Below are 23479 nucleotides of genomic sequence, written 5' to 3'. Positions count from 1 at the left end.
CGCCCTCGCTCATCGCTTCCGCAGCACGGTCAGGCCGTCGGCGAGCGGCAGCAGCGCCGTCTCCCACCGGGGGTCGGCGGCCAGCGCGGCGTTGAGCTCGGCGAGCGCGTGGTCGGACTCGTCCTGCGGGTCCAGCACCCGCCCATCGCGCAGCGTGTTGTCCAGGAGCACCACCCCGTTGCGCGTCATCCTCGGGTGCAGCTCCTCGACGTAGGCGGCGTAGCCGGTCTTGTCGGCATCGACGAACGCCAGGTCGAAGGTCTCCGCGGCCGGCAGCGCGCGCAGCGTCGCCAGGGCATCGCCGAGGCGCAGCTCGATCCGGTCCGCGACCCCGGCCCGCGCCCAGTGCCGCCGCGCCACCGCCGTCCACTCCTCGCTGCGGTCCAGGCACAGCAGGGAGCCGTCCGCCGGCAGCCCCTGGGCGATGCAGAGCGCGGAGAACCCGGTGAAGGTGCCGATCTCGATCGCCGTCCGGACGCCGAGCGCAGCGGTGAGCAGCCGCATGAGCACGCCCTGCTCGGGGGCGATCTGCATGGTGGCCGGGGCCTCGCCGCGCTCGGCCATCTCCGCGGTCTCCCGGATCAGGCCGGCCATCACCTCGTCCACCGGGTCGGAGGAGGCGCGCACGTAGTCCGCCAGCTCGGGGGTGAGCAGGAACGACCGGGGCGTCATGGCGTGCAGGGACGACGGAGCGGGTGGGTCGGCGTCATAGCCTCTGATCATGGCCGATACCGCCCGCCCCGGGGCCACCCCCGTCGGCGGGGCACCGTCGTTCCCGGTCCCGACCATGCCCGCTCCCCCGGTCGGCGTCGTCGGCCTGGGCCAGCTGGGCGGCTCGCTGGCCGCCGCGCTCGTCGCCGCCGGCCGACCCGTGTCCGGCTGGGACGTCGACCCCGCCGCGCGGGACGCCGCCGCCGCGCGTGGCGTCCGCATCACGCGGGAGCTCTCCGGCGTGGTCGTCCTCGCCGTGCCGCTGCCGGCGATGGCGAGCGCGCTGGACGGGCTGGCGGTCGACCCCGACGCCACGGTGACCGACCTCGGCTCGGTGAAGGTACCGGTGCTCGACGCACTGGGACCCGCCCTGGGCCGGCGCTTCGTGGGCGGGCACCCGATGTGCGGCACGGAGCGGTCGGGGCACGGGGCCACCGACCCGGAGCTGTTCGCCGGGGCCCGCTGGGCGCTCTGCCTGGAGCCGGGCACCGAGCTGCCGCGGTGGCTGCGGGTGGCCGAGGTGGCGCTCGCGGTCGGCGCGGAGGTCGTGCCGGTCACCGCCGCCGAGCACGACGACGCCGTGGCCGCGATCAGCCACGTCCCGCACCTGCTCGCCGCGGCCCTCGCCACCGCGGCGGCCGGCGCCGGTCCCCTCGCCCTGGCCCTCGCCGCCGGCAGCTTCCGCGACGGCACCCGGGTGATCGGCAGCGACCCGGGCTTCGTGACGGCGATGGTCGAGGGCAACGCCGGGCCCACGGCAGCGGCGCTGGAGCGCGTCCGGGAGCAGCTGTCCCGCCCCTGGCCCGAGCTGGTGGCCGCGGGGCACGCCGTCGCCACCCGGACGAGCGGCCGGCGCACGGTGCGCGTGCCGCTGGACCGGGCCGCGCTGCTCGCCCTCGGCCGCGCGGGCGGGGCGGTGCACCGCCGGCTGGCCGCCTTCGTGGAGGGCTGGGTGCCCGGCGAGGGCTGACCGCGCACGGGGACACGGGTGCCACGGTTTCGCGACCGCGTCCCCGGGCACGGATCCGGGCATGGACGAGCAGGACATCTTGAAGCGCATCCACGCCCTGGTGGACGAGGAGCACGCGCTGCGCGAGAGCAGCGAGCACACCGACGACACCCGGGCCCGCATGAGCAAGCTCGAGGCCGACCTCGACCAGTGCTGGGACCTGCTGCGGCAGCGCCGCGCCAAGCGGCAGTACGACGAGGACCCCGACGAGGCCCAGCCCCGCCCGGAGCCGCAGGTCGAGAGCTACCTCCAGTAAGAGGACCTCGTCCTCCTCACCGCTCGCAGGCTCGCGGTGAGCCTCTGGACGAGGCCACGGGGTGACCGGTCGAGCAGGCGGCTCCCGTCCCTAAGCGGAGCGGCGGGCCGGTTCCCCGTGCTCGGTGCCCAGCAGCGCCAGCTGCCAGAGCAGCCGGGACCGGGGGTCGGTCACCTTGCGGCCGGTCACCGACTCGATGCGCCGCAGCCGGTGCATGACCGTGTTCCGGTGGCAGTAGAGGGCGTCCGCAGCCCGCGTGGGTGACCCGTCGGTGGCGAGGAAGGCCGCCAGCGTGTCCAGCAGCACGGCGCGCTCGTCCTCGGGCAGCTCCAGCAGCCCGCCGAGGGACTGGCCCACGAGCCGCGACCTGATCTCGGGCGAGTTGCTCAGCAGCGCCTCGGGCAGCCGGTCGTCGATGCTGACCACACGGCTCGACCCGGCCGGCAGGGTCCGCACGGCCGTCTCGGCCAGGCGGTAGGCCGCCCCGACCGCCGCCGCCCCCTCCACCACGTCGGACACCCCGACGGGGCCGTGCGCGGTCCCCCGCAGCAGGGCGAGCAGGTCACCGGGGCGGGTGGTGCCCAGCGCGACGAGCCCCACCTGCGCGTCGCCGCGCAGGCCCCAGACCGAGCGCACCCCACGCTTGAGCAGCGTGTCGCCGGGAGAGCGCAGCGCCGGCTCGCCGTCGGGCCCCGGCAGCGCCACGACCGCCATGAGCCGCCCGTCCAGCGGCACGGTCAGCATCTCGGCGGCGCCACGCACGAACGCCGGGTCGCTGCCGCGGCCGTCCAGCAGCCCGTCGAGCGCCTGCTGGCGGGCCGACTCGTCCACACCCTCCAGGCGCCGCTGCTCCTCGCGGTAGCCCTCGGCCAGCGCGCCGCACTCGGCGTCGTTGGTGCGCCACACCGACCCGGCGACCTCGAGCAGGAGGGTGTCGTGCTGCCCGCTCCCGTCACGGGAGACCGCCAGCAGCGCCTCCCACGTCACCTGCCCGCCGAGGCGGTAGGCCCGGAGCACCGCCTCCAGGGGGATCCCCTGGGCGGCCCGCCGGCGCCCCACGGCCCGGGCCGACGCCAGGTGCGGGGTGCCGGTGCCCGACGCCGCGGCCATCAGCGACCGCAGCCCGCCCTCCAGGTTCGACCGCGTCGAGGAGCGCAGGTCCTGCTCGGACTCCGCCACCAGCTCGCGGTAGGCGGGCTCGGTGCGGACCAGCACGTCGACCATCCGGTCGGTCATCGCGTCCAGCTGCTCCATCAGCCGCGGCGTCAGCTCGGCGAGCCTCGTCGCCACCTCGGGGCGAAAGGGCTGCACGCGCTCACCTCCTCCGGACGCACCGCTGACAGCACAACACGACAGGCCCGCGGATGTGCGCTGCGCCCATTGTGAAGGGCGACACGCGCCGAGGTGTGGTGCGCAACCGAGTCGTGACCCAATCGAGGCCGGGATCGGCCGCCCTCGACGAGGCCGCACGGGCCGCCGATGGCGCCCCGGTATCGACCTGGCAACAGGTCGACACACAGCACAACACGCTCTTGTGATCGCTGTGCGGTGCGCCCATTGTGACGGGTGACACGGCCGGGCAGTCTCAGCGGGACGTACTCGCGACCTGACCGCCACCACCCACAGCCGGGTGGTGCCTCACCGATGCGAAGGAGCAGTGGGCCCCTTGGCGCAGCCGCTTGGCAGCCAGCGAACACAGGACACGACGCCCACCGCCCGGCTCGAGATGACCGGGATCAACGTCGCCTTCGGCGGCGTGCTCGCCCTGACCGACGTCTCCGTGACCGTGGAGCCGGGCCAGGTGCACGGCCTCATCGGCCCCAACGGCGCCGGCAAGACGACGTTGTTCAACGTCGCCTGCGGCCTGGTCCGCCCGACGTCGGGCCGGATCGTCTGGCGCGGTGAGGAGATGCGCCGGCTCAAGCCGAGCAAGCTGACCTCCCTGGGCATCGCCCGCACCCTGCAGGGCGTGGGCCTGTTCCCCGGCATGACGGTGCTGGAGAACGTGATGGTCGGGGCCCACCGCCACGCCGGTGCCGGGTTCTTCTCGGCCCTGCTGGCCCTGCCGATGTCGGACAAGGACGAGCGGCAGCTGCGCGAGCGGGCCCTGCGGGCGCTGGCCGAGCTCAACGCCGTCGAGTACGCCGGCCGCTACCCCGGCTCGCTCCCCTACCCGGTGCAGAAGCGGGTCGCCCTGGCCCGGGCGCTGGTCGCCGAGCCCGACCTGCTGCTGCTCGACGAGCCCGCCAGCGGCCTCTCCGAGGACGAGATGCACGAGCTGGGCGACCTCATCCGCTCGGTCGTCGGCCGGATGAGCGTGCTCCTCGTCGAGCACCACATGGACCTCGTCATGCGCGTCTGCGACCGGATCACCGTGCTCGACTCCGGCAAGCAGATCGCCGCCGGCACCCCGGCCGAGGTGCAGGCCGACCCCGCCGTCACCGAGGCCTACCTCGGGGACGCCGTGGACGCCGAGCACGACGCCGCCGAGCTCCACCACGCCGACGGAGGACGCCCCCATGCCTGAGACCCACGGCAGCACCGCACTGTCGGCCACCGGCGGCACCGGCACCGCCACGCGCCTGCTCGAGGTCGAGGGGCTCACCTCGGCGTACGGGCCGGTCCGGGCCCTCGACGGCGTCTCCCTCGCCGCCGAGACCGGGCGGATCACCGCCGTCCTCGGCGCCAACGGCGCCGGCAAGACGACCCTGCTGCGCACCATCAGCGGTCTGGTCCGTCCCGTCTCCGGCCGGGTCGTCCTCGACGGCGAGGACATCACCAAGGCCCCGGTCGAGTCGATGGTCGCCAAGGGGATGGCGCACGTCCCCGAGGGCCGCGGCGTCATCTCCGAGCTCACCGTCGACGAGAACCTGCGCGTCGGTGCGCTGTTCCGCGGCAAGGTCGGCAAGGAGGAGTTCGACCGGGTCTACGACCTGTTCCCCCGCATCGCCGAGCGCAAGAACAACGCCGCCCACACGCTCTCCGGCGGTGAGCGGCAGATGCTGGTCATCGGCCGCGCGCTGCTGGCCAAGCCCCGCGTCCTGCTGCTCGACGAGCCCTCCCTGGGCCTGGCCCCGCGGATCGTCGCCCAGATCTTCGGGCTGCTCCGCCAGCTGGTCGACTCCGAAGGGCTCTCGGTGCTGCTCGTCGAGCAGAACGCTCGCAGCGCCCTGTCGGTCGCCGACGTCGGCGTCGTCCTCAACCTCGGCAAGGTCGTCGTCACCGACGACGCCCGCACGCTGATGGCCGACGAGGACCTCCGGCACGCCTACCTCGGCTTCTGACCCGCCCGCCCCCTCCGGTCAAGGAAGGCACACTTCGTGCAGCAGTTCGTGAACGTGACCCTCACCGGGTTGACCCAGGGCATGATCTACGCGGCCTTCGCCCTCGCCCTGGTGCTCATCTGGCGCTCGACCCGCATCGTCAACTTCGCCCAGGGCTCGATGGCCGCCGCCACGACCTTCATCGCCCTGGCCCTGATCCAGGCCGGCCAGTCCTACTGGGTCGCCCTGATCGTCGCCCTCGCCTCCGGCTTCGTGCTCGGCGCGATCGTCGAGCGGGTGATCATCCGTCCCGTCGAGGGTGGCCCGGAGCTGAACGCGGTGATCGTGACCCTCGGCCTCTTCGTCGCGATCCAGGCGGCGATCGCGATCATCTTCGGCTCGTCGTTCCAGTCGTTCCCCACGCCGTTCGGCGTGCGCGGCCTGGAGATCGGTGACTCGACCATCCCGCTGACCCCCACCAGCATCTACGTCATCAGCTCGGTCCTGGTGGTCATGGGCCTGCTGGTGGCCCTCTTCCGCTTCACCCGCATCGGCCTGGCCATGCGCGCCTCGGCGTTCAGCCAGGAGGTCGCCCGCCTCCTCGGCGTCAAGGTGGGCGGCATGCTCACCCTCGGGTGGGGCCTGGCCGCGGTCGTCGGCTCGCTCTCCGGGCTGCTCATCGCCGGCGGCACGTTCGTCTGGCCGGCCTACATGGACGCCCTGATCGTCTTCGGCTTCGTCGCCGCGATCATCGGCGGGCTCGACTCCCCGGTCGGCGCGATCGTCGGCGGGCTGATCCTCGGCCTGGCGCTCAGCTACGTGAGCGGCTACGCCCCCCGCGGCAGCGCGCTGGTCAACATCTCCGCCCTGGTCATCCTCATCGTCGTCCTCCTCGTGCGACCTGGTGGCCTGTTCAGCAGCAGCACGGCTCGGAGGGCATGACGATGAGCGACCTGCAGAGCTCCACGTCCACGAGCGGCACGCCCGGCAAGGCGGGCAAAGCCACCGAGGAGGCGCCCGTCGAGGCCACCGCCGGCGGGGACACGCCCTCGGCCCCGGCGAAGACCGGCCGCTCCTTCCTGCCGCAGTCCACGCTGCTGCGCCACCTGCTCGTGCTGCTCGGCGCGGCGGTGCTCGCGGTCCTGCTGCTGGAGATGACCAGCCCCTACCGCAACTCGCAGCTGGCCACGCTCACCTACTACGCGATCGCCGCGGGCGGGCTGACCGTGCTCACCGGCATCAACGGCCAGATCTCGCTCGGGCACGGCGCGCTCATGGCCGCCGGCGCCTACACCACGGCGCTGTTCCTCGACGCCGACGAGCCGCTCCCGCTGCCGCTGATCCTGCTGGTCGCCGTCGTGGTGGCCACGGCGATCGGCGCGCTCGTCGGGGTGGCCGCGGCCCGGCTGCACGGCCCGTACCTGGCCGGCGCGACGCTGGCGCTGGCGGTCGGGCTCCCCGGGCTGGCGATCTATTTCCACGACATCTTCGGTGGCGAGCAGGGCATGCGGGTCCGCGCCCCGCAGGCGCCGGACTGGTTCGACAGCTTCATCAGCACGGTGTCGGGCAACTCGGCCTCGAGCACCAAGTGGCTGGCCTACGTCGGCGCGATCTGCCTGCTGATCACGTACTTCTTCCTCGCCAACCTGATGCGCAGCCGCATCGGGCGCACCTGGCGGGCGGTGCGCGACCAGGAGGTGGCCGCGGAGCTGGCCGGCATCAACCTCGGCGCCTGGCGGGTGCTGGCGTTCGTCGTCAGCGCCGCGGCGGCCGGGCTCGCCGGCGGCGTGCTGGCCATCGTGGTCCGCCTCGCCGCGCCGAGCGGCTTCACGATCGTGCTGTCGCTGGCGCTGCTCACCGCGATCGTGATCGGCGGTCTGGGCAGCCTGCTCGGCGCCCTGCTCGGGTCCGCCCTGCTGGTCTTCCTGCCGCCGTTCGTCACCAACCTCGGCGGGGACCTCGGCCTGAGCCAGACCGAGGCGGCCCAGCTGGCGCCGTTCGTCTACGGCGTCGTGCTCATCGTCGTGATGATCTTCGTCCCGGCCGGGTTCGTGGGCACCATCCGCCTCCGCTGGATGACCCGCAAGGCCAAGCGGGCGATGGCCCAGGCCAACGCCGACGGCGCCAGCAGGGGGTGAGCACGACCCCTTCCGACCGCTCCACCAGACCCTTCCGCACCACCCAGACTCCCGGGCACCGACGCCCGGGCCGCACCAGAGGAGAACTGTTGTCCAGATCCTCCCGACGTCTCATGACGGCGATCGCCGCGGCGACCGTCGTCTCCACCCTCGCCGCCTGCGGCGGCAGCGATGACAGCGGTGGCGGCACCGGCGGCGGTGGTGGAGGCGAGAACGAGGCCTCCGACACCGGCGTCACCGAGACCTCGATCAAGATCGGCTCGCACTACCCGCTGACCGGTGTGGCCGCCCCCGGCTACAGCGAGATCCCGACCGGTGTCGACGCCTACTTCAACTGCCTCAACGAGGAGGGCGGCGTCTACGGCCGGGAGATCGACTGGATCTTCCGCGACGACGCCTACAACCCGACCCAGACCAGCCAGGTCGTGAACGAGCTCGTCCTGGAGGACGAGATCTTCGCGATGATGAGCGGTCTGGGCACGCCCACCCACAGCGCGGTCGTGGACTTCCTCAACGACGAGGGCGTCCCCGACCTGTTCGTCTCCTCGGGCTCGCTGATGTGGGGTGACGACCCGGAGACCTACCCGATGTCGTTCGGGTGGCAGACCGACTACATGAGCGAGGGCAAGATCATCGGCGAGTACATCGCCGAGAACTTCCCCGACGCGCAGGTCGGCCTGTTCCTCCAGGACGACGACTTCGGCGAGGACGGCGAGGCCGGCATCCGCCAGTACATCGACGACCAGATCGTCGCGGCCGAGCGGTACACGCCGGGCAACACCAACGTCGGCCCGCAGATCGCGGCGCTGCAGGCGGCCGGGGCCGACTTCGTCGTCGGCTTCAACGTGCCCAGCTACACCGCGCTCTCGCAGCTGACCGCGCTGCAGCTCGGCTACGACCCGCAGTGGTTCTACTCCAACGTGGGTTCGGACCCGACGCTGGTCGGCGGCCTGCTGAACCGCTTCAGCGAGGGCCAGGTGTCCGACGCCGCCCTGCTCGACGGCGCGCTCACCACCGGCTACCTGCCGACCGTGGACATGACCGACAACCCCTGGGTGCAGGAGTTCCAGCGGATCTGGGACGAGTGCGGTGGCGAGGGTGAGCTCACCAACTACCGCATCTACGGCATGGCGCAGGCCTACACGATGACGCAGGCGCTGCAGGCGGCCGGCCAGAACCCGACCCGCGAGGGCCTGGTCGAGGCGGTCGAGCAGGCCGGCGGTGACTGGGAGGGCCCGGTGTTCGCGCCGTTCCGCTACTCCGAGGACAGCCACATGGGCACCAGCGGCATGACCATCGAGCGCATCGTCGGCAACGGCTCCGAGGAGGTGCAGCCGGTGCGGGTGACCGACATCGGTGACGCGCCGATCGAGGAGTACGACGGCGAGATGGCCACCCCGCCGACGAACGCCATCCCGGACGAAGAGGCCGTGAACTAGGACCTCCTCGCCCCACGGCGGGCCGCCGTCCTCCTCCGGGAGGGCGGCGGCCCGTCCGCGTCCCGGCCCCGCCGCGGAGCCGCGGGCGGCGCCGTCGCCGCCGAGAACACTTCGCACTCGAAGTGTGTGCGCAGTTGATCTCCGGGTACGTCCGCGGCCAGGTGTGCCCGCGGGCGCGCGCACCGACGAGAGCGCAGGAGGACAGCGGCATGGTGGACGGACGGCTACGCGAGGCTCGCACCATCCGGCGGGCGGTGGTCACCGGCGGTGCCGGGTTCCTCGGCTCGCACCTGTGCGAGCACCTCCTGGAGCGCGGGGTGGAGGTCGTCTGCCTGGACAACTTCCTGACCGGCTCCCCGGCGAACGTCGCACACCTGATGGAGCACCCCGGGTTCCGGCTGGTCCGCTGCGACGTCACCGACTACGTGCACGTCCCCGGCCCGGTGGACCTGGTACTGCACTTCGCCTCGCCGGCCAGCCCGATCGACTACCTGAAGATGCCGATCGAGACCCTCAAGGTCGGCAGCCTGGGCACCCTGCACACCCTGGGCCTGGCCCACGACAAGGGCGCCCGCTACGTGCTGGCCTCCACCTCCGAGGTCTACGGCGACCCGCTGCAGCACCCGCAGACCGAGGAGTACTGGGGCAACGTCAACCCGGTCGGCCCCCGCGGGGTCTACGACGAGGCCAAGCGGTTCAGCGAGGCGCTGACCACCGCCTACCGGACGTCGAAGGGCACCGACACCGGCATCGTGCGGATCTTCAACACCTACGGGCCCCGGATGCGCGCCGACGACGGCCGGGCGATCCCCGCCTTCGTCAACCAGGCCCTGGACGGCCGCCCGCTCACCGTGGCCGGCGACGGCTCCCAGACCCGCTCCATCTGCTACGTCGACGACACCGTCGCCGGCATCCTCGCGCTGGCGTTCTCCGAGCACCCGGGCCCGGTGAACATCGGCAACCCCGACGAGCTGTCGATGCTGGCGCTGGCCCGCTGGATCGTGCAGCTCACCGGCTCGGACTCCCCGATCGACCACATCCCCCTGCCCGTCGACGACCCCAAGGTCCGCCGCCCCGACACCAGCCGCGCCGAGCAGCTGCTGGGCTGGCGGCCGCAGGTGACCTCCGAGCAGGGGCTGCGGCGCACCGTCGACTGGTTCGCCGCCCAGCGGAACGCCGTCGCCGCCGAGGCGGTCTGACACACCGTCATCGGACGTGCGACGAGAGTCACCCCAGAGCGACGTGGGACACATCTAATCTGGAGAGGCGAGCTCAGGTGGAGCCGCATCCACCTCGAGTCGACCTCAGAGAGCGAGCATGGGCCGCCACGCAGATCCCGCAGCCACGCGCCGTCCGTTACTTCCCGTCCTCGTCGCCGCCGGCGTCGCACTCGTGCTGGTCGCCGGTGGACTCGTGTGGTGGCTCGTGGGCCGCGGCTGCGACGAGCAGGTGACCGTGGGCGTGACCGTGGCCCCGGAGCTGTCCGAGGTGGCCGGGGACCTGCTCGGCGAGGTGGAGTCCCCCGATGGCTCCCTCTGCATCACCGCCGAGGTGACGGCCCGGGAACCGCTGCAGACCGCCGGTGACCTGAGCGTCCTCGACGAGGAGGCGCTGCCGGAGGTGTGGGTGCCCGATTCGTCGCTGTGGGCGGCGCGGGTCTCCTCCCGCGACCTCGACCCGGCCGGCTCCATGGCGGTCTCCCCGGTCGTCCTGGCCACCAGCGAGGCGGTCGTCGACGAGCTCGGCTGGGCCGACTCGGGCCCGGGCTGGGCCGAGGCCCTGGGCACCGGCCGGCCGCTGGCCGTGCCCGACCTCGCCGCGAGCGCCGAGGGGCTGGCCGCGCTGGCCGCGGTGCGCACCGCCCTGGGCGCGGACGCGGACGCCGACAACGCCGTGGTGCAGGCGGTGCTCGCCTCCGCGCGCAGCACCGCCCTCTCCCCCGCCGAGGCGCTGACCGCCGGGAGCGAGGGCGGCGCCGACGCGCCGCTGGTCCCGGTGAGCGAGCAGGTCGTGTACGCCGACCACCAGGACGCCGAGGACTCCGCCCTGGCCGCCGTCTACCCCGCCGAGGGCTCGCCGGTCCTCGACTACCCGGTGCTCCGGGTGGGCTCCCCGACGGGGCCCGAGCAGCAGGCCGTCGACGTCGTGGTCGACCGGCTGCTGTCCGAGGACGCGCAGGCCACCGTCCGGGACGCCGGCTTCCGCGGCCCCGAGGGCGCGGCGCCTCCCGGGGCCGGTCCCGACAGCGGCATCGCCGAGGCGAGCCCGCCGGTGCTGCCGCTGGACCCCCAGCAGGTGCAGGCGCTGCTCACCCGGCTGTCCAGCCTCGCGGCCCCGTCGCGGGTGCTGACGGTCTTCGACGTGTCGACGTCGATGCGGGCGCCGGTCGGCGACGGCACCCGTGCCACCCTCGCCCGCGACGCCGCGAAGAGCACGCTCTCCCTGGTGCCCGACGACTACGCCCTCGGGCTGTGGGCCTTCGCCTACGAGATGCAGGGCGACCAGGACTGGACGGAGCTCGTCCCCACCCGCGAGCTGGACGACGTCGTCGACGGCCGGACCCAGCGCGAGGTGCTCGACGAGCAGCTGGACACCATCCCCGAGCGGCTCACGCCGGGCGGGACGGGGCTGTACGACACCACCCTGGCGGCCGTGCGGTCGGCGCGGGAGAACTACGACCCCACCGCGGTGAACAGCGTGCTCATGGTCACCGACGGCACGAACGAGGACGACGCCGAGGGCATCAGCCTGGAGGACCTGCTCAGCACGCTCGAAGCCGAGGCGGATCCGCAGCGGCCGATCAAGGTCATCGGTGTGGCCCTGGGGCCGGACGCCGACCTGAGCTCCCTCGAGCGGATCGCCGAGGCCACGGGGGGCGCGGCGTACTCCGCGGTCGACGAGAACGACCTGCAGACCGTGCTCTTCGACGCCCTCCGCCAGCGCTCGTGACATCGTCGTCCTCCGGACGACACCGCCAACCACGTGCCGTCCCCCGGCACGCTGAGCCGCTGCGTCAGGCCTGCGCGGACCCCTCCGGGGCCCACTCGGCCTGACCGTGCATCAACCGGTCCAGCGCATCGACCACTTCCTCCACGGTGATCGTCGCCAGCGCGGGGTCGAGGTCGGTGCCCCAGGGGTCGCCGGTGCCGTCGCCGTGCCAGAGCACGACGTGCTGCGGCCGCGGCGGCGGTCCCCACAGCGCCGGGGAGACGGGGCCGAAGAGCACCACCGACGGCCGCCGGTAGGCGGTGGCCAGGTGCGCGACGCCGGTGTCGCCGCACACGACCAGGTCGGCCGCCGCCACCACGGCGGCCAGCTCCAGCGACGTGGTCCGGCCGGCCAGCACCGCGGCGTCCGGCAGCCCCGCCGCCGCGGCCACCGACCGGGCGAGCTCGACCTCCGCCGGGCCGCCGGTGATCCGCACGTCGTGGCCGGCGTCGGCGAGGTGGCGGGCGACGGCGGCGAAGCGCTCGGGCGGCCAGCGCCGGCCCGGGAACGCCGCCCCCGGGTGCACGACCGCGGCGCCGCGGACCGGCGGGGGCACGGCGGGCACCGCGATGTCCAGCGCGTCCGGGTCGGCGTCGACGCCCAACCCCTCGGCGACCAGCCGGCACCAGCGCCGGACCTCGTGCTCGTCGGGGTACCAGGTGGGCCCGGGGTAACCGGGGCTGTCGAAGGTGAGCAGTCGCCGGGGCTGCAGGTCGGCGACGACCACGTGCGACGCCGGGCCCTTGCCGTGCAGGTCGACGGCGAGCTCCGGCGGCGGCCCGCTCCAGTCCAGCGGTTCGAGCTCGCGCGCCGGCAGCACCTCGTCGACGGCGTCGATCAGCTCGGCCAGCGGTCGCAGCGCCGACGTCGTCGCGAGCACCAGCCGGTGCCCGGGTACGGCCGCCCGCACCGCCCGGATCGCCGGCACCCCGGTCAGCAGGTCACCGAGCCCCAGCGGCCGCAGGACGACCGCGACCGGCGGCGCGGCGCTCACCAGACCCGGGCATAGGAAGCCATGCCTGCGGAATCGGGGGCGGATCCACAGGTAAAGCTTCCTATGCCTGTCAGCACGGCGGGCCTCACACGCGGGAGCGCTCGACCAGGGCCGTGGTCGAGTGGCCGTCGAGGTAGGGCAGGACGACGGCCTGGCCGCCCCAGGTGCGCAGCACCTCGGCCTCGGGCAGGTCCGCACCGGCGTAGTCGCCGCCCTTGGCCCACACGTCGGGGCGCAACCGGTCGAGCACCTGGGTGGGGGTGTCCTCGTCGAAGACGACCACCGCGTCGACGAACTCGAGCGCCTCGAGCACGCGGGCGCGGTCGGTGGCGGTGACCAGGGGCCGCGTGGGCCCCTTGAGCCGGCGGACCGAGTCGTCGGAGTTGATGCACACCACCAGGCAGTCGCCCAGCCCGCGGGCGGCGCGCAGCGTGGCGACGTGCCCGGGGTGCAGCAGGTCGAAGCAGCCGCCGGTCGCGACGACGGTGCCGCCGGCCGCCCGCACCCGGGCGATGACGGCCTCGGCGCCGGGCTCGGCGGCCACCTCGGCCTCGACCCGCTCGTCGGCGTCCCAGGCGGTCGCCCCGCCGCGGGCGACGAACGCCGAGGCGAAGGCGACCGCGGCGGCCACGGCCTCGCCGGTGACGGCGCCGTCGGCGAGGGCCAGCGCCGCCGCTGCGGCGAAGGAGTCGCCGGCGCCGCACGGGTCCCCGCCGGTGACCGCGACCGCGGGCACCACCATGGGGGCGCCGGAGCCGTAGGAGAGCAGCGCGCCGCGGGCGCCCAGGGTGACGGCGACCGCGCCGACCCCCCACTGCCGGATGAGCGCCTCGGCCCGGGCCCCCACGGCGGCCAGCCCGGTCCCGGTGGCGGCGTCGGCGGCGACGCGGGCCGCCTCCGCGCCGTTCGGCGTGACCAGCCGGGCGTTGGGCACCGGGTCCGCGCCGCGGGGATGCGGGTCCCAGACCACCGGGCCGCGGGCCTCGGCGAGCGCGGCGCGCACGGCGGGGTCGGCCGTCGTCCCCCGGCCGTAGTCGGCGACGAGGACGGCGGCGGCGTCGCGGATCACCGCGGCGGCCGCGGCCGGCAGCTCGCCGAGCACCGCGACCGGCGCGCCGCTGTCCAGCCGGGCGACGGAGTGGTCACCCACCCGCACCCGCTGCTTGACGGCGGTGCCGCCGGTGGCCGGGATCTCGATCAGGCGCACCCGGCCGGCGAGCAGGGCGCGCAGCCGGTCGGCGTCCTCGTCGGCGTCCATCGGCGCCACGAGCACCACCTCGCGCCCACCCGACGCCGCGGCGATGACCGCCGCCAGCGCGGCGCCACCGGGGCGCTCGTGCCGCTCGATCTCCTCCACCACCGGCACGGGGGCATCGGGGGTCAGCCGCGACGCGGTGCCGACCAGGTCGACGTCGAGCAGCGCGTCCCCGACGACGACCAGCGGCCGGGCGCTCACTTCGCCGCCTCGAACGAGGGCCCGTCGGGAACCCGCGGCGCCTCGGCGAGCACGGCGGCGTCGAAGGCCGCGCAGACCAGGTGCAGGGCGACCAGGTGGCACTCCTGGACGGTGGCGGTCCACGGGGAGTCGATGCAGACCGCCTCGTCGGCGGCCGCGGCCAGCGGGTTGGGCGCCGGGCCGGTGATCGCCAGCGTGGTGATGCCGCACGCGCGGGCCCGGCGTGCGGCGGCCACCGCGTTGGGCGAGCGGCCCGACGTCGACAGCAGGACCAGCACGTCGCCCGCGCGGCCGTGGGCCTCCACCTGGCGGGCGAACAGCTCGTCGGCCGGGTAGTCGTTGGCGATGGCGGTCAGCGACGACGTCTCCGCGGTGAGGCAGATCGCCGAGAACGGCGGGCGGTCGGCGCGGTAGCGGCCCACCAGCTCCGCGGTGAGGTGCTGGGCCTGCGCGGCGCTCCCGCCGTTGCCCGCGGCGAGCAGCCGGCCGCGGGACTCCCCGCACAGCACGTCGGCGAGCAGCCGGCCCCAGCGGTCGAGGACCGGTAGCTGCGCGTCCAGCGAGCGGAGCGCCTCCCGCAGCGAGGCGACGTGGTCGGCGCCGGTGAGGTGGGTGCAGGAGTCCGGCGCCGGGACTTGCGCCGAGTCCTGCGCCAGGACGTTCTCGAGGAACGAGTGCGGGCTGGCGCTCATCGGGCGACCTCCACGGGACGGCGCCGGGCGAGGACCTGGCGGTAGACGGTTTCGGTGTCGGCGACGACGCGGGCCCAGCGGTAGCGGGCGCGGGCCCGCTTCACCCCGGCGGCCCCGTAGGCGGCGCGGCGGTCGTCGTCGGCGAGCAGCGCGGCGAGCACCTCGCCGAGCCGCTCGGGGTCGCGCGGGGGCACGAGGTCGCCGGTGACGCCGTCGGCGACGGTGTCCTGCAGCCCGCCGACGGCGGTGGCGACGACGGGCCGCCCGCAGGCCATGGCCTCCAGCGGGGTGATGCCGAAGGGTTCGTACCAGGGGACGGCGAGCACGACGTCGGCCGAGCGCACCCAGGCGGGGACGTCGGCGCGGGCCACGGATCCGGCGAAGACCAGCCGGTCGGCCACCCCCACCTCGGCGGCGATGCCGCGCAGCCGGCGCACCTCCGGATCGGCGTCGACGGCGTCGGGCGCGGGGCCCCCGACCACGACCAGCTCCGCGTCGGGCACCGCGCGCAGCGCCCGGACGGCGTCGTCCTGGCCCTTGCGCTCGACGAGCCGGCCGAGGACCAGCAGCCGCTTCCGCTCGCCCTTCGGGGCCACCGGGCCGCGGGGGGTGAACACCGAGGTGTCCACCCCGCACGGCACGATCGAGACCCGGTCGCTGGGCAGCCCGAGCCGCCGCAGCTCGAACACCTCGTCGGAGCAGGTGGCCACCACGTGGGCGACGTCGCGACACAGCCCGCGCTCGAGATCGATCCGCTCGGCCGGGGAGGTGTCGGCGTCGCCCTGGTGACGGCGCTTGACCGAGCCGAGCGCGTGGAAGGTCTGCAGCACCGGGACCGGGGCGAGCAGGCTGGCCGACGCCTCGACCGACGCCAGGCCGCTCATCCAGAAGTGCGCGTGCACGACGTCGGGGGCCTGCGCCGCCCAGCCGTGCCGCAGCACCCGGGCGAAGGCCGGCATGTGCGGGAGCAGCTCGTCCTTGGGCAGCGCCTCGGCCGGGCCGGCGGTGACGTGGACGACGTCGTACCCGTCCGCCGTCGTCACCCGCTCGGGCAGGGCCGGGTCGTCGCGGCGGGTGTGCACCGTGACCTCGTGCCCGCGCTGCGCGAGCCCGGCGGCGAGCGCCGCGACGTGCACGTTCTGCCCGCCGGCGTCGACACCGCCGATCGCGGCGAGCGGGCTGGCGTGCTCGCTGACCAGGTCGATCCTCATCGGGTCACCTCCTCCAGGAGCGCGTCCCAGTCACGCAGGAAGCGGTCCAGTCCGTAGCGCTCGAGCGCCGCCGCGCGAGCGGCCTTGCCGGCCAGCCGGGCGGCGTCCTCGTCGTGCAGGAACTCCCGGACGGCGGCCCACAGCCGCTCGGGGCGGGTGGAGATGACCCCGGCCGCGGCGGGCACGGCCTCGACCACCTCGGTGGTGGCCAGCGCGACCACCGGCATGCCCAGGTGCATCGCCTCCAGCAGGGAGAGCCCGAGCGATGTCCAGCGCACCGGGTGCACGTACACCCGGCGGCGGACCAGCTCCGCGTGCATCGCCGCCTGCGGCGGGTCGTCGAACAGCTCCACCCGCTCGGGGGCCAGGCCGTACGTCTCGTGCAGGCCGGCCAGGCCCATGCCGAAGACGTCGACCGGCGCCACCGCGGCGAGGCCGGGGAGCAGGTCGGCGCCGACGGTGCGGCCGCGGCGCACCGGCTCGTTGGTGACGACGGCGGCGCGGGCCAGCTCGCCGGTCCAGCGCTCCCCCGGATCGACGATGCCGTGCTCGATCACCGTCGTCGGCGCCCGGCCGTTGTCGTAGAAGAGCTCGTTGAAGAAGGTGACGTGGGCGATCGGGATGTCGTCCCGGTCGGCCATCGGGTGCCGGGTGTGCGGAACCGGTCCGTCACCGGGCTCCAGCCCGGGCGCGTTGTGCTCGAGGAACACCGCGGGCAGGTCGCGGCCGGGCTCGCGCCCCAGCCACTCGCGCACCAGCTCGAGGTCCCGCCTGCGCTGCAGCACGACGACGTCGGGCTGCTCCTCCCGCAGCTGCGCCGGGGTGACCTCCCGCGCCGCCGCCGGCCAGTCCCACGTGCGGGCGCGGCCCAGGCCGTCGCCGTCGCGGCCCGGGGTCACCGGGATCAGGTACTCGTGCCGGCCCTGGACGAACGCGGTCGTCCACGAGCCGTGCACGTGCCAGACCAGGACCTTCATGCACTCACCAGCTTCTCCACGGCAGCGACCACGTCGGACGCGGTCACGGAGGTCAGACAGGGGTGGCCGGGCACCGGGCACTCCCGGGCCCGGGTGTCGCGGCAGGGCGCCGCCTGGTCGCCCAGCAGCACGCTGGGCACGCCGTAGGGCGCCCAGCGGACGGCGGGCACGACCGGGGCGAACAGCGAGACCACCGGGGTGCCGACGGCGGCAGCGAGGTGCGCCGGCCCGGTGTTGCCGACGACGACCGCCGCGGCGCCGTCGAGCAGCGCCGCCATCTCGGCCAGGGAGGTCTCCCCGCCCAGGTCGACCCCGCGGGTGCCGGCGACGGATGCGGTGAGCCCCCGCTCCCCCGGCCCGCCGGTGACCAGCACCCGGTGGCCGGCGTCGGCGAGCGCCTCGACCGCCTCGGCGCAGCGCGGCGCGGGCCAGGCGCGGGCCGGCACCGAGGCCCCGGGGTGGAGCACGACATAGCCGGGGGCGTGCGCGACCGGGGGCAGGGGCCGGCGCACGGAGAGCCGGCCGTCGTCGCCGGCCGGCAGCTCGAAGCCCGCGGCCTGGGCGAGGGACAGCGCCCGCTCGGGCTCGGGGAGGTCGTCGTCGACCCGGTGGCGGACGTCGAGCAGCGTGCCGGGGTAGTCCACGCTGATCGCCGAGATGCGGGGGACGCCGGCCGCGCGGAGCACCAGCGCCAGCGGCAGCGGCGACTGGTGGAACGACGTGGAGATCACCGCCTCGTCCGGGGCGAGCGCCCGGACGCGGTCGGTGAGCCGGGCGAGGTCGTCGGCGTCGACCGGTGGGGGATCACCGAGGATCCACGGGCAGGCCCAGGTCCACACCTCGTCGACGCCCGGGAGCAGCTCCGCCGCTGCCGCACCGGCCGGGCCGGCGAGGAAGACGACGCGGTCGGCACCGTGCGCGACGGCGCGGACGAGCGGACCCTGCAGGAGCACGTCACCGGCGTTGTCGAGCCGGGCGACCAGGACGGTGCGGGGGGTGCTCACCAGCGCCCGGCCAGGACGTCGTCGACCGCCTCGGGCAGGGTCGCCGCCCGCTGCCGCGCCGCCGCCACCTCCTCGGCGCGGGTGACCGGGGTCGGCACCAGGATGCCGCGGGCGCCCGCCGCGGCCGCCGCCTCGACGTCGGCGCCGATGTCGCCGATGACCACGCACCGGGCCGGCTCCACACCCAGCTCGGCGCAGGCGGCCTGCACCATGCCGGGTGCCGGCTTCCGGCAGCCGCAGCCGTCGTCCGGCCCGTGCGGGCAGACCTGCACCGTCTCGAAGGGGCCGAGCAGCTCGTCGAGCCGCTTCATGCAGGCGTCCACCTGGTCGGGCGTGATCAGCCCGCGGGCCACGCCGGACTGGTTGCTCACGACGCCGACCCGCACGCCGCGGGCGCGCAACCGGTCGAGGGCCTCCGCCGCGCCGTCCACCGGCCGCACCCACTCCGGGTCGCCGTTGTAGGGGAAGTCGTGCACCAGGGTGCCGTCGCGGTCGAAGAGCACCAGGTCGGGCAGCCCGCGCCACGCCGGCACACCCACGTGCTGCACGACGCCGCGCATCCAGTGCCAGGTGGCCAGCGGCGGGATGAGCGCGCTGGTGGCGAGCATGGTGGTGACCTCGGCGCGGTCCCGCGGGCCGGGGGCGATGCGCCGCCAGGCGAACTCGGCGGTGCCCGCCGCCCAGGCGGCGGCCGCGGCGAGGGCGGCCCGGGGCCGGCGGGCGGCGGCCAGGCCGAGCGCGGCCAGCGCCGCCGCGGTGACGGCCGTGTGCTGCGGCCGGCGACCGAGCGCGGCGTCGGCCCGCTCCCGCCAGCCGGGTCCGTGCAGGCGCCGCATGAGGACGTCGTCGGCGTTCCCGGCCTGCACGCGCACGCTGACCCAGCGGTCGGTGGGCCGGACCGGGTGGGTGATCCAGCGCTGCCCGCGGACGAGCCGGGCACCGGTGTCCATGACCCGCAGTGCGAGGTCGGAGTCCTCGCGGAAGGCACGGGGGAAGCGCTCGTCGAAGCCCCCCACCGCGGCCAGGGCGCTGCGGCGGTAGGCGAGGTCGGCGGTGATCCAGCTGGCGGTGGCGAGCCCCGCGGTGCCGCGCTCCCAGTCGGTGGGCCGCCGGTGCTCCGGCAGGGGCACCCGCACCCGGCCCTGGCTGCCCGCGACGTCGGCCGGCAGGTCGGCGAGATCGGCCTCGAGCCGCTGGTACCAGTCGGGGTCGGGCACGACGTCGTCGTCGAGGAAGGCGATCCACTCGGTGCGGGCGGTGCGCCAGCCGAGGTTGCGGGCCCGGGCCGGGCCTCCGCCGCCGGTGCGGACGACCCGGACCGGCGGCAGGCCGGGGCGGTCGGGGTGCAGCGGCTCCCCGGTGGGGCGGTCGTCGACGACGACCAGCTCGGCCGGGCGCGGGCCGGGGGCGGCGGCCAGCGCGTCGAGCAGGACGTCGAGCGAGGGTCGCCCGATCGTCGGCACGACGACGGTGCACTGCGCGAGCATGATCGCGTCCTGCCCGTTCTCGTACGGGCGAAACACTACGGGCTTGAAGTGTTTCCCCGCGTCAGCCGATCAGGGGCCGCCCGGGCTCAGGAGACCCGCAGTTCCCCCACCTCCTCGGCGAAGTGCAGCGGGGCGGCGGTGCGCCGCTGCAGCTCCTCGCGGGAGAGCCCGGTGACCATCTCGCGCACCACGAGGCCGGCCGGCGCCACGTCGATGACCGCGAGCTCGGTGTAGATCCGGTGCACGACGCGCGCGGCGGTCAGCGGGTAGGTGCACTCCGGCAGGAGCTTGGGTCGGCCGTCGGGCGTGGTGTGCATCATCAGCACGAGCACCCGCTTGGCGCCGACGGCGAGGTCCATGGCCCCGCCGACCGCGGGCGGGAGGTGCGCGTCGTCGGTGGCCCAGTTGGCGAGGTCGCCCCGCGCGGAGACCTGGAAGGCGCCCAGCACGGTGACGTCGATGTGGCCGCCGCGCATCATCATGAACGAGTCGGTGTGGTGGAAGTAGGAGCCGCCGGGGACGAGCGTGACCGGCGCCTTGCCGGCGTTGATCAGCTCCCAGTCCTCCTCGCCGGGCGCCGGCGCGGGGCCCATGCCGAGGATGCCGTTCTCGCTGTGGAAGACGATCTCCTTGCCGGCGGAGACGACGTCGCCGACGAGCGTGGGCATGCCGATCCCCAGGTTCACGTAGGAGCCGTCGGGGATGTCGCGGGCCACCCGGGCGGCCATCTCGGTCTGCGACAGCGGGGAGATGCTCACACCCCCACCTCCACGACCCGGTCGACGAAGATGCCCGGGGTCACGACGGCCTCGGGGTCCAGCTCCCCCAGCTCGACGAACTCCCGCACCTGCACGACGGTGAGCTCGGCCGCGGTGGCCATCGTCGGGCCGAAGTTCCGGGCCGCCTTGTTGTAGACGAGGTTGCCCCAGCGGTCGGCGCGCAGCGCCTTGACCAGCGCGACGTCGCCTCGCAGCGGCTCCTCGAAGACCTGCCGCCGTCCGGCGATCATCCGCACCTCCTTGCCGCGGGCCAGCAGCGAGTCGGCGCCGGCGGGGGTGAAGAAGCCGCCCAGCCCCGCGCCCGCCGCGCGCATCCGCTCGCTGAGCGTGCCCTGCGGGACGAGCTCCAGCTCGATGTCCCCCGCCCGGTAGAACTCCTCGAACCAGATCGAGCCGGCCGACCGCGGGTACGAGCAGATGATCTTGCGCACGCGGCGCTCCCGGATCAGCGCGGCGACGTCGGTCTCCCCGCTGCCGGCGTTGTTGGTGACGATCGTCAGGTCACGCGCGCCCTGTTCGAGGAGCGCGTGCACGAGCTCCACCGGCACACCGGCGGCACCGAAGCCGCCGACGAGGACGGTCGCGCCGTCGGCGATGCCCTCGACGGCGGCCGCGAGGGAGCCGACCCTCTTGTCGATCACTGTCCCCCCAGGGGTGGTGCCGGCGCTGGGCGACCGGGTGCTGACGGCGGTACCCGCCGCGATCGGTCAGGAACGATCGGGCCCCGGCCCCCTGCCCTGCGCCGTCGACCCGGTCGAGCCGGTCGCCCCGGTGGAGCCCGCGCCCCCGGCACCGTCCCGCGGCGCCCCCGTCGTGGCGCCCTCGGCGTCGTCGGTGGTCTCCGCGCCCGGGCTGCCCTCGGTCTCGGCGGTGGTCCCGGTCGCCGCGAGGTCCTCCTCCCCCGGCGTGGCCGGGCGGCTGCGCCGACGGCGCCGGATGCCGGCGACGGTGCTGAAGATGATCAGCAGGGCCATCAGGGCGAAGAGGGTGCCCGACATCGGCCGGGTGAAGAAGGTCGACCACTCGCCGCCGGAGAGCAGCATGGACCGGCGGAAGTTCGTCTCGAGGATCGACCCGAGGACGAAGGCCAGCACCAGCGGCCCCGGCTCGAACCCGGTCTTCTTCATCAGCCAGCCGATGACGCCGAAGACCAGCACGACCCACATGTCGAAGGGGTCGTTGTTGACCGAGAAGACGCCCGCCATCGTGACCATCAGCGCGAAGGCGGCGAGGATGCCGGCGCGCACCCGCAGCAACTGCACGAAGAAGCCGACGAGCGGCAGGTTCAGGATCAGCAGCATCAGGTTGCCGATGGCCATCGAGGCGATGACGCCCCAGAAGATGTCGGGGTTGTTCGTGATGAGCTGCGATCCCGGCGTGATGCCCTGGACGAGCAGCGCACCGAAGATCAGCGCCAGCACCACGTTGGGCGGGATGCCGAGGGTGAGCAGCGGGATGAACGCCGAGGTGGACGAGGCGTTGTTCGCCGTCTCCGGGCCGGCGACACCCTCGATGGCGCCCTTGCCGAACCGGGTCGGGTCCTTGGCCCGCCGCTTCTCCATCGCGTAGGAGGCCAGCGAGGAGATGACGCCGCCACCGCCGGGCAGCACCCCGATGAAGAAGCCCAGCACCGAGCCGCGGGCGATCGCGCCGGAGGAGTCGCGGAAGTCCTTGCGGCTGGGCCAGATGTTCTTGACCTTGCCGATGACGGACTGGGCCTTCTCCGTCTTCTCGACGTTGTAGAGGATCTCGCCGACGCCGAAGAGCCCCATCGCGACCGCGACGAAGTCCAGCCCGTCGAAGAGCGAGATCTCGCCGAAGGTGAAGCGGGTGGTCCCGGTGACGAGGTCCTGGCCGATCGTGGCCAGGAGCAGGCCGAGCGCGGCCATGGACAGGCTCTTCACCGGGTGCCGCGTGCCCAGGTAGGTGACCAGCAGGATGCCGAGCGCGGTGAGCGCCACATACTCCTGCGAGCCGAAGGAGACGGCGAGCTGGGCCAGCGGCGGCGCGAGCAGGACCAGCCCGATGACGGAGACGGTGCCACCGATCCACGAGCCGATCGCGGCGATGCCCAGGGCCGGCCCGGCCCTGCCCTGCTTCGCCATCTGGTAGCCGTCGAAGGTGGTGACCACCGAGGCGGCCTCACCGGGCAGCTGCAGCAGCACCGAGGTGATCGTGCCGCCGTACATCGACCCGTAGTAGATGCCCGCCAGCAGGATGACCGCGGTGACCGGCTCGATCTCGTAGGTGATCGGCAGCAGCAGCGCGATCGTCGCCGTCGGGCCGAGGCCCGGCAGCACGCCGATGACCGTGCCGATCAGCACGCCGAGAAAGACGTAGAGCAGGTTCACCGGGTCCAGGGCGACGGAGAAGCCCTGGCCGATGCCGTCGAGGACGTCCATCGCTCAGCTCCCGACCGGTGCGAAGACGATGCCGTCGGGGAACGGCACGGCGAGCGCCTCGACGAACAGCAGGTGGAACACCAGCGCTCCGATCACCGCGAGGGGGACGGCCCAGCGCCACGGCTCCCGGGCGAACACCCGCAGCCAGAAGAGCAGCATGAGCACGGCCGAGACGAAGAACCCGATGGTCTGGAACAGCACGACGAACACAGCGAGGCCGGCCAGCCCGAGGACGATCTTGAGCGTGCCCCCGGTCCACGGCTCGTAGTCCTCGGGGTCGTCGATGAAGAGCAGCACCACGCCGGTGAGGGTGAGCAGGAGCGCGACGATGAACGGCCAGAGGCCAGGGCCGGGCGCACTCATCTCGCCGAGCCCCAGGTTGCGGGCGCCCAGCATCGCGGCCACACCGAGGAGCACCAGGATCAAGGGGGCGATCCGGTGCAACTGCTTGGACATCCAGGTCTCCGGGGAAGGCACGGGCGGGGCCGGGGCGTGCGGGGGGGGGGGGGGGGGGGGGGGGGGGGGGGGGGGGGGGGGGGGGGGGGGGGGGGGGGGGGGCGGGGGGGGCGGGGGGGGGGGGGGGGGGGGGGGGGGGGGGGGGGGGGGGGGGGGGGGGGGGGGGGGGGGGGGGGGGGGGGGGGGGGGGGGGGGGGGTGGCGGGGGTGGGGGGGGG

The 23479-nt window shown here is 74.7% G+C and carries 22 protein-coding genes; 9 read left to right on the top strand and 13 right to left on the bottom strand.

All coding sequences use genetic code 11. The annotated features are described in order from the left end of the window. Positions 1-9: 9 nt before the first annotated feature. On the bottom strand, positions 10-723 hold the full coding sequence (locus ACI79K_RS19515; protein ID WP_456591078.1) for an O-methyltransferase: 714 nt from the start codon (positions 721-723) through the stop codon (positions 10-12). On the opposite strand from ACI79K_RS19515, the gene ACI79K_RS19510 reads away from it, so the two are divergent. Then, entirely contained in the window at positions 722-1681 is a 960-nt protein-coding gene (locus tag ACI79K_RS19510; RefSeq protein WP_456600543.1) for a prephenate dehydrogenase, read from the top strand. The two genes, ACI79K_RS19515 and ACI79K_RS19510, sit on opposite strands and share 2 nt — an antisense overlap. Before the next feature lie 61 nt (positions 1682-1742). Beyond that, a complete protein-coding gene (locus ACI79K_RS19505) occupies positions 1743-1976 on the top strand; it encodes a DUF2630 family protein (RefSeq protein ID WP_456591076.1) in 234 nt (77 codons plus the stop codon). A 90-nt stretch (positions 1977-2066) separates the two neighbouring features. On the opposite strand, the gene ACI79K_RS19500 is transcribed toward ACI79K_RS19505, so the two are convergent. Continuing rightward, positions 2067-3287, bottom strand: a complete 1221-nt coding sequence (locus ACI79K_RS19500) for a PucR family transcriptional regulator (protein ID WP_456600542.1) — start codon at positions 3285-3287, stop codon at positions 2067-2069. Positions 3288-3633: 346 nt separating this feature from the next. Here ACI79K_RS19500 and ACI79K_RS19495 point away from each other — a divergent pair, with 346 nt between their 5' ends. From ACI79K_RS19495 to ACI79K_RS19465, 7 genes are all read left to right on the top strand, one after another. Then, positions 3634-4503, top strand: coding sequence for an ABC transporter ATP-binding protein (locus tag ACI79K_RS19495; RefSeq protein ID WP_456591074.1), 870 nt, complete (start codon positions 3634-3636; stop codon positions 4501-4503). Then, complete coding sequence (locus ACI79K_RS19490) at positions 4496-5260, top strand: ABC transporter ATP-binding protein (protein ID WP_456591073.1); 765 nt, start codon at positions 4496-4498, stop codon at positions 5258-5260. Before ACI79K_RS19495 ends, ACI79K_RS19490 begins: the two co-directional genes overlap by 8 nt. A gap of 36 nt (positions 5261-5296) precedes the next feature. After that, the gene (locus ACI79K_RS19485) at positions 5297-6181 is read left to right on the top strand and encodes a branched-chain amino acid ABC transporter permease (RefSeq protein ID WP_456591072.1); all 885 of its coding nucleotides are present in this window, start codon (positions 5297-5299) and stop codon (positions 6179-6181) included. A gap of 2 nt (positions 6182-6183) precedes the next feature. Further along, complete coding sequence (locus tag ACI79K_RS19480; RefSeq protein WP_456591071.1) at positions 6184-7377, top strand: branched-chain amino acid ABC transporter permease; 1194 nt, start codon at positions 6184-6186, stop codon at positions 7375-7377. 89 nt (positions 7378-7466) lie between these two features. Beyond that, entirely contained in the window at positions 7467-8816 is a 1350-nt protein-coding gene (locus tag ACI79K_RS19475) for an ABC transporter substrate-binding protein (protein WP_456591070.1), read from the top strand. Positions 8817-9025: 209 nt separating this feature from the next. Then, the gene (locus ACI79K_RS19470) at positions 9026-10015 is read left to right on the top strand and encodes a UDP-glucuronic acid decarboxylase family protein (RefSeq protein WP_456595743.1); all 990 of its coding nucleotides are present in this window, start codon (positions 9026-9028) and stop codon (positions 10013-10015) included. 118 nt (positions 10016-10133) lie between these two features. Continuing rightward, positions 10134-11765, top strand: a complete 1632-nt coding sequence (locus ACI79K_RS19465) for a substrate-binding domain-containing protein (RefSeq protein ID WP_456600541.1) — start codon at positions 10134-10136, stop codon at positions 11763-11765. A gap of 64 nt (positions 11766-11829) precedes the next feature. Here the strand turns inward: ACI79K_RS19465 and ACI79K_RS19460 are convergent, their stop codons facing one another. The 11 genes from ACI79K_RS19460 to ACI79K_RS19410 all read right to left on the bottom strand — a co-directional run bounded on the left by ACI79K_RS19460 (position 11830) and on the right by ACI79K_RS19410 (position 23262). Next, on the bottom strand, positions 11830-12798 hold the full coding sequence (locus tag ACI79K_RS19460) for a glycosyltransferase family 9 protein (protein ID WP_456591067.1): 969 nt from the start codon (positions 12796-12798) through the stop codon (positions 11830-11832). Positions 12799-12883: 85 nt separating this feature from the next. Then, positions 12884-14254: a D-glycero-beta-D-manno-heptose 1-phosphate adenylyltransferase gene (rfaE2, locus tag ACI79K_RS19455; protein ID WP_456600540.1), complete on the bottom strand. Its 1371-nt coding sequence runs from the start codon at positions 14252-14254 to the stop codon at positions 12884-12886. Further along, positions 14251-14946, bottom strand: a complete 696-nt coding sequence (locus ACI79K_RS19450) for a D-sedoheptulose-7-phosphate isomerase (RefSeq protein ID WP_456591065.1) — start codon at positions 14944-14946, stop codon at positions 14251-14253. Before ACI79K_RS19450 ends, rfaE2 begins: the two co-directional genes overlap by 4 nt. Beyond that, a complete protein-coding gene (locus ACI79K_RS19445) occupies positions 14943-16157 on the bottom strand; it encodes a glycosyltransferase (RefSeq protein WP_456591064.1) in 1215 nt (404 codons plus the stop codon). The genes ACI79K_RS19450 and ACI79K_RS19445 overlap by 4 nt, the downstream gene beginning before the upstream one ends. Beyond that, a complete protein-coding gene (locus tag ACI79K_RS19440) occupies positions 16154-17134 on the bottom strand; it encodes a glycosyltransferase (protein WP_456600539.1) in 981 nt (326 codons plus the stop codon). Before ACI79K_RS19440 ends, ACI79K_RS19445 begins: the two co-directional genes overlap by 4 nt. Then, on the bottom strand, positions 17131-18138 hold the full coding sequence (locus tag ACI79K_RS19435; RefSeq protein ID WP_456591062.1) for a glycosyltransferase family 9 protein: 1008 nt from the start codon (positions 18136-18138) through the stop codon (positions 17131-17133). The genes ACI79K_RS19440 and ACI79K_RS19435 overlap by 4 nt, the downstream gene beginning before the upstream one ends. Further along, a complete protein-coding gene (locus tag ACI79K_RS19430; RefSeq protein ID WP_456591061.1) occupies positions 18135-19625 on the bottom strand; it encodes an HAD-IIIA family hydrolase in 1491 nt (496 codons plus the stop codon). Before ACI79K_RS19430 ends, ACI79K_RS19435 begins: the two co-directional genes overlap by 4 nt. A gap of 86 nt (positions 19626-19711) precedes the next feature. Next, positions 19712-20383: a 3-oxoacid CoA-transferase subunit B gene (locus ACI79K_RS19425; RefSeq protein ID WP_456600538.1), complete on the bottom strand. Its 672-nt coding sequence runs from the start codon at positions 20381-20383 to the stop codon at positions 19712-19714. Next, the gene (locus tag ACI79K_RS19420; RefSeq protein ID WP_456591059.1) at positions 20380-21045 is read right to left on the bottom strand and encodes a 3-oxoacid CoA-transferase subunit A; all 666 of its coding nucleotides are present in this window, start codon (positions 21043-21045) and stop codon (positions 20380-20382) included. The genes ACI79K_RS19425 and ACI79K_RS19420 overlap by 4 nt, the downstream gene beginning before the upstream one ends. 66 nt (positions 21046-21111) lie before the next feature. Then, positions 21112-22806: a tripartite tricarboxylate transporter permease gene (locus tag ACI79K_RS19415; protein WP_456591058.1), complete on the bottom strand. Its 1695-nt coding sequence runs from the start codon at positions 22804-22806 to the stop codon at positions 21112-21114. 3 nt (positions 22807-22809) lie between these two features. Next, positions 22810-23262: a tripartite tricarboxylate transporter TctB family protein gene (locus ACI79K_RS19410; RefSeq protein WP_456591057.1), complete on the bottom strand. Its 453-nt coding sequence runs from the start codon at positions 23260-23262 to the stop codon at positions 22810-22812. Positions 23263-23479: the final 217 nt, after the last annotated feature.

The sequence above is a fragment of the Blastococcus sp. SYSU DS0616 genome, from assembly GCF_054051015.1.
This window is presented reverse-complemented; position numbering and strand designations above follow the sequence as displayed.

What these genes read in the sequence shown, in the direction of transcription:
- ACI79K_RS19445 (WP_456591064.1), bottom strand. Translation starts at nt 16,157, where the DNA reads ATGAGGATCGACCTGGTCAGCGAGCACGCCAGCCCGCTCGCCGCGATC.
- ACI79K_RS19470 (WP_456595743.1), top strand. Translation starts at nt 9,026, where the DNA reads ATGGTGGACGGACGGCTACGCGAGGCTCGCACCATCCGGCGGGCGGTG.
- ACI79K_RS19465 (WP_456600541.1), top strand. Translation starts at nt 10,134, where the DNA reads ATGGGCCGCCACGCAGATCCCGCAGCCACGCGCCGTCCGTTACTTCCC.
- ACI79K_RS19450 (WP_456591065.1), bottom strand. Translation starts at nt 14,946, where the DNA reads ATGAGCGCCAGCCCGCACTCGTTCCTCGAGAACGTCCTGGCGCAGGAC.
- ACI79K_RS19505 (WP_456591076.1), top strand. Translation starts at nt 1,743, where the DNA reads ATGGACGAGCAGGACATCTTGAAGCGCATCCACGCCCTGGTGGACGAG.
- ACI79K_RS19430 (WP_456591061.1), bottom strand. Translation starts at nt 19,625, where the DNA reads ATGCTCGCGCAGTGCACCGTCGTCGTGCCGACGATCGGGCGACCCTCG.
- ACI79K_RS19440 (WP_456600539.1), bottom strand. Translation starts at nt 17,134, where the DNA reads ATGAAGGTCCTGGTCTGGCACGTGCACGGCTCGTGGACGACCGCGTTC.
- ACI79K_RS19410 (WP_456591057.1), bottom strand. Translation starts at nt 23,262, where the DNA reads ATGTCCAAGCAGTTGCACCGGATCGCCCCCTTGATCCTGGTGCTCCTC.
- ACI79K_RS19490 (WP_456591073.1), top strand. Translation starts at nt 4,496, where the DNA reads ATGCCTGAGACCCACGGCAGCACCGCACTGTCGGCCACCGGCGGCACC.
- ACI79K_RS19510 (WP_456600543.1), top strand. Translation starts at nt 722, where the DNA reads ATGGCCGATACCGCCCGCCCCGGGGCCACCCCCGTCGGCGGGGCACCG.
- ACI79K_RS19480 (WP_456591071.1), top strand. Translation starts at nt 6,184, where the DNA reads ATGAGCGACCTGCAGAGCTCCACGTCCACGAGCGGCACGCCCGGCAAG.
- ACI79K_RS19415 (WP_456591058.1), bottom strand. Translation starts at nt 22,806, where the DNA reads ATGGACGTCCTCGACGGCATCGGCCAGGGCTTCTCCGTCGCCCTGGAC.
- ACI79K_RS19515 (WP_456591078.1), bottom strand. Translation starts at nt 723, where the DNA reads ATGATCAGAGGCTATGACGCCGACCCACCCGCTCCGTCGTCCCTGCAC.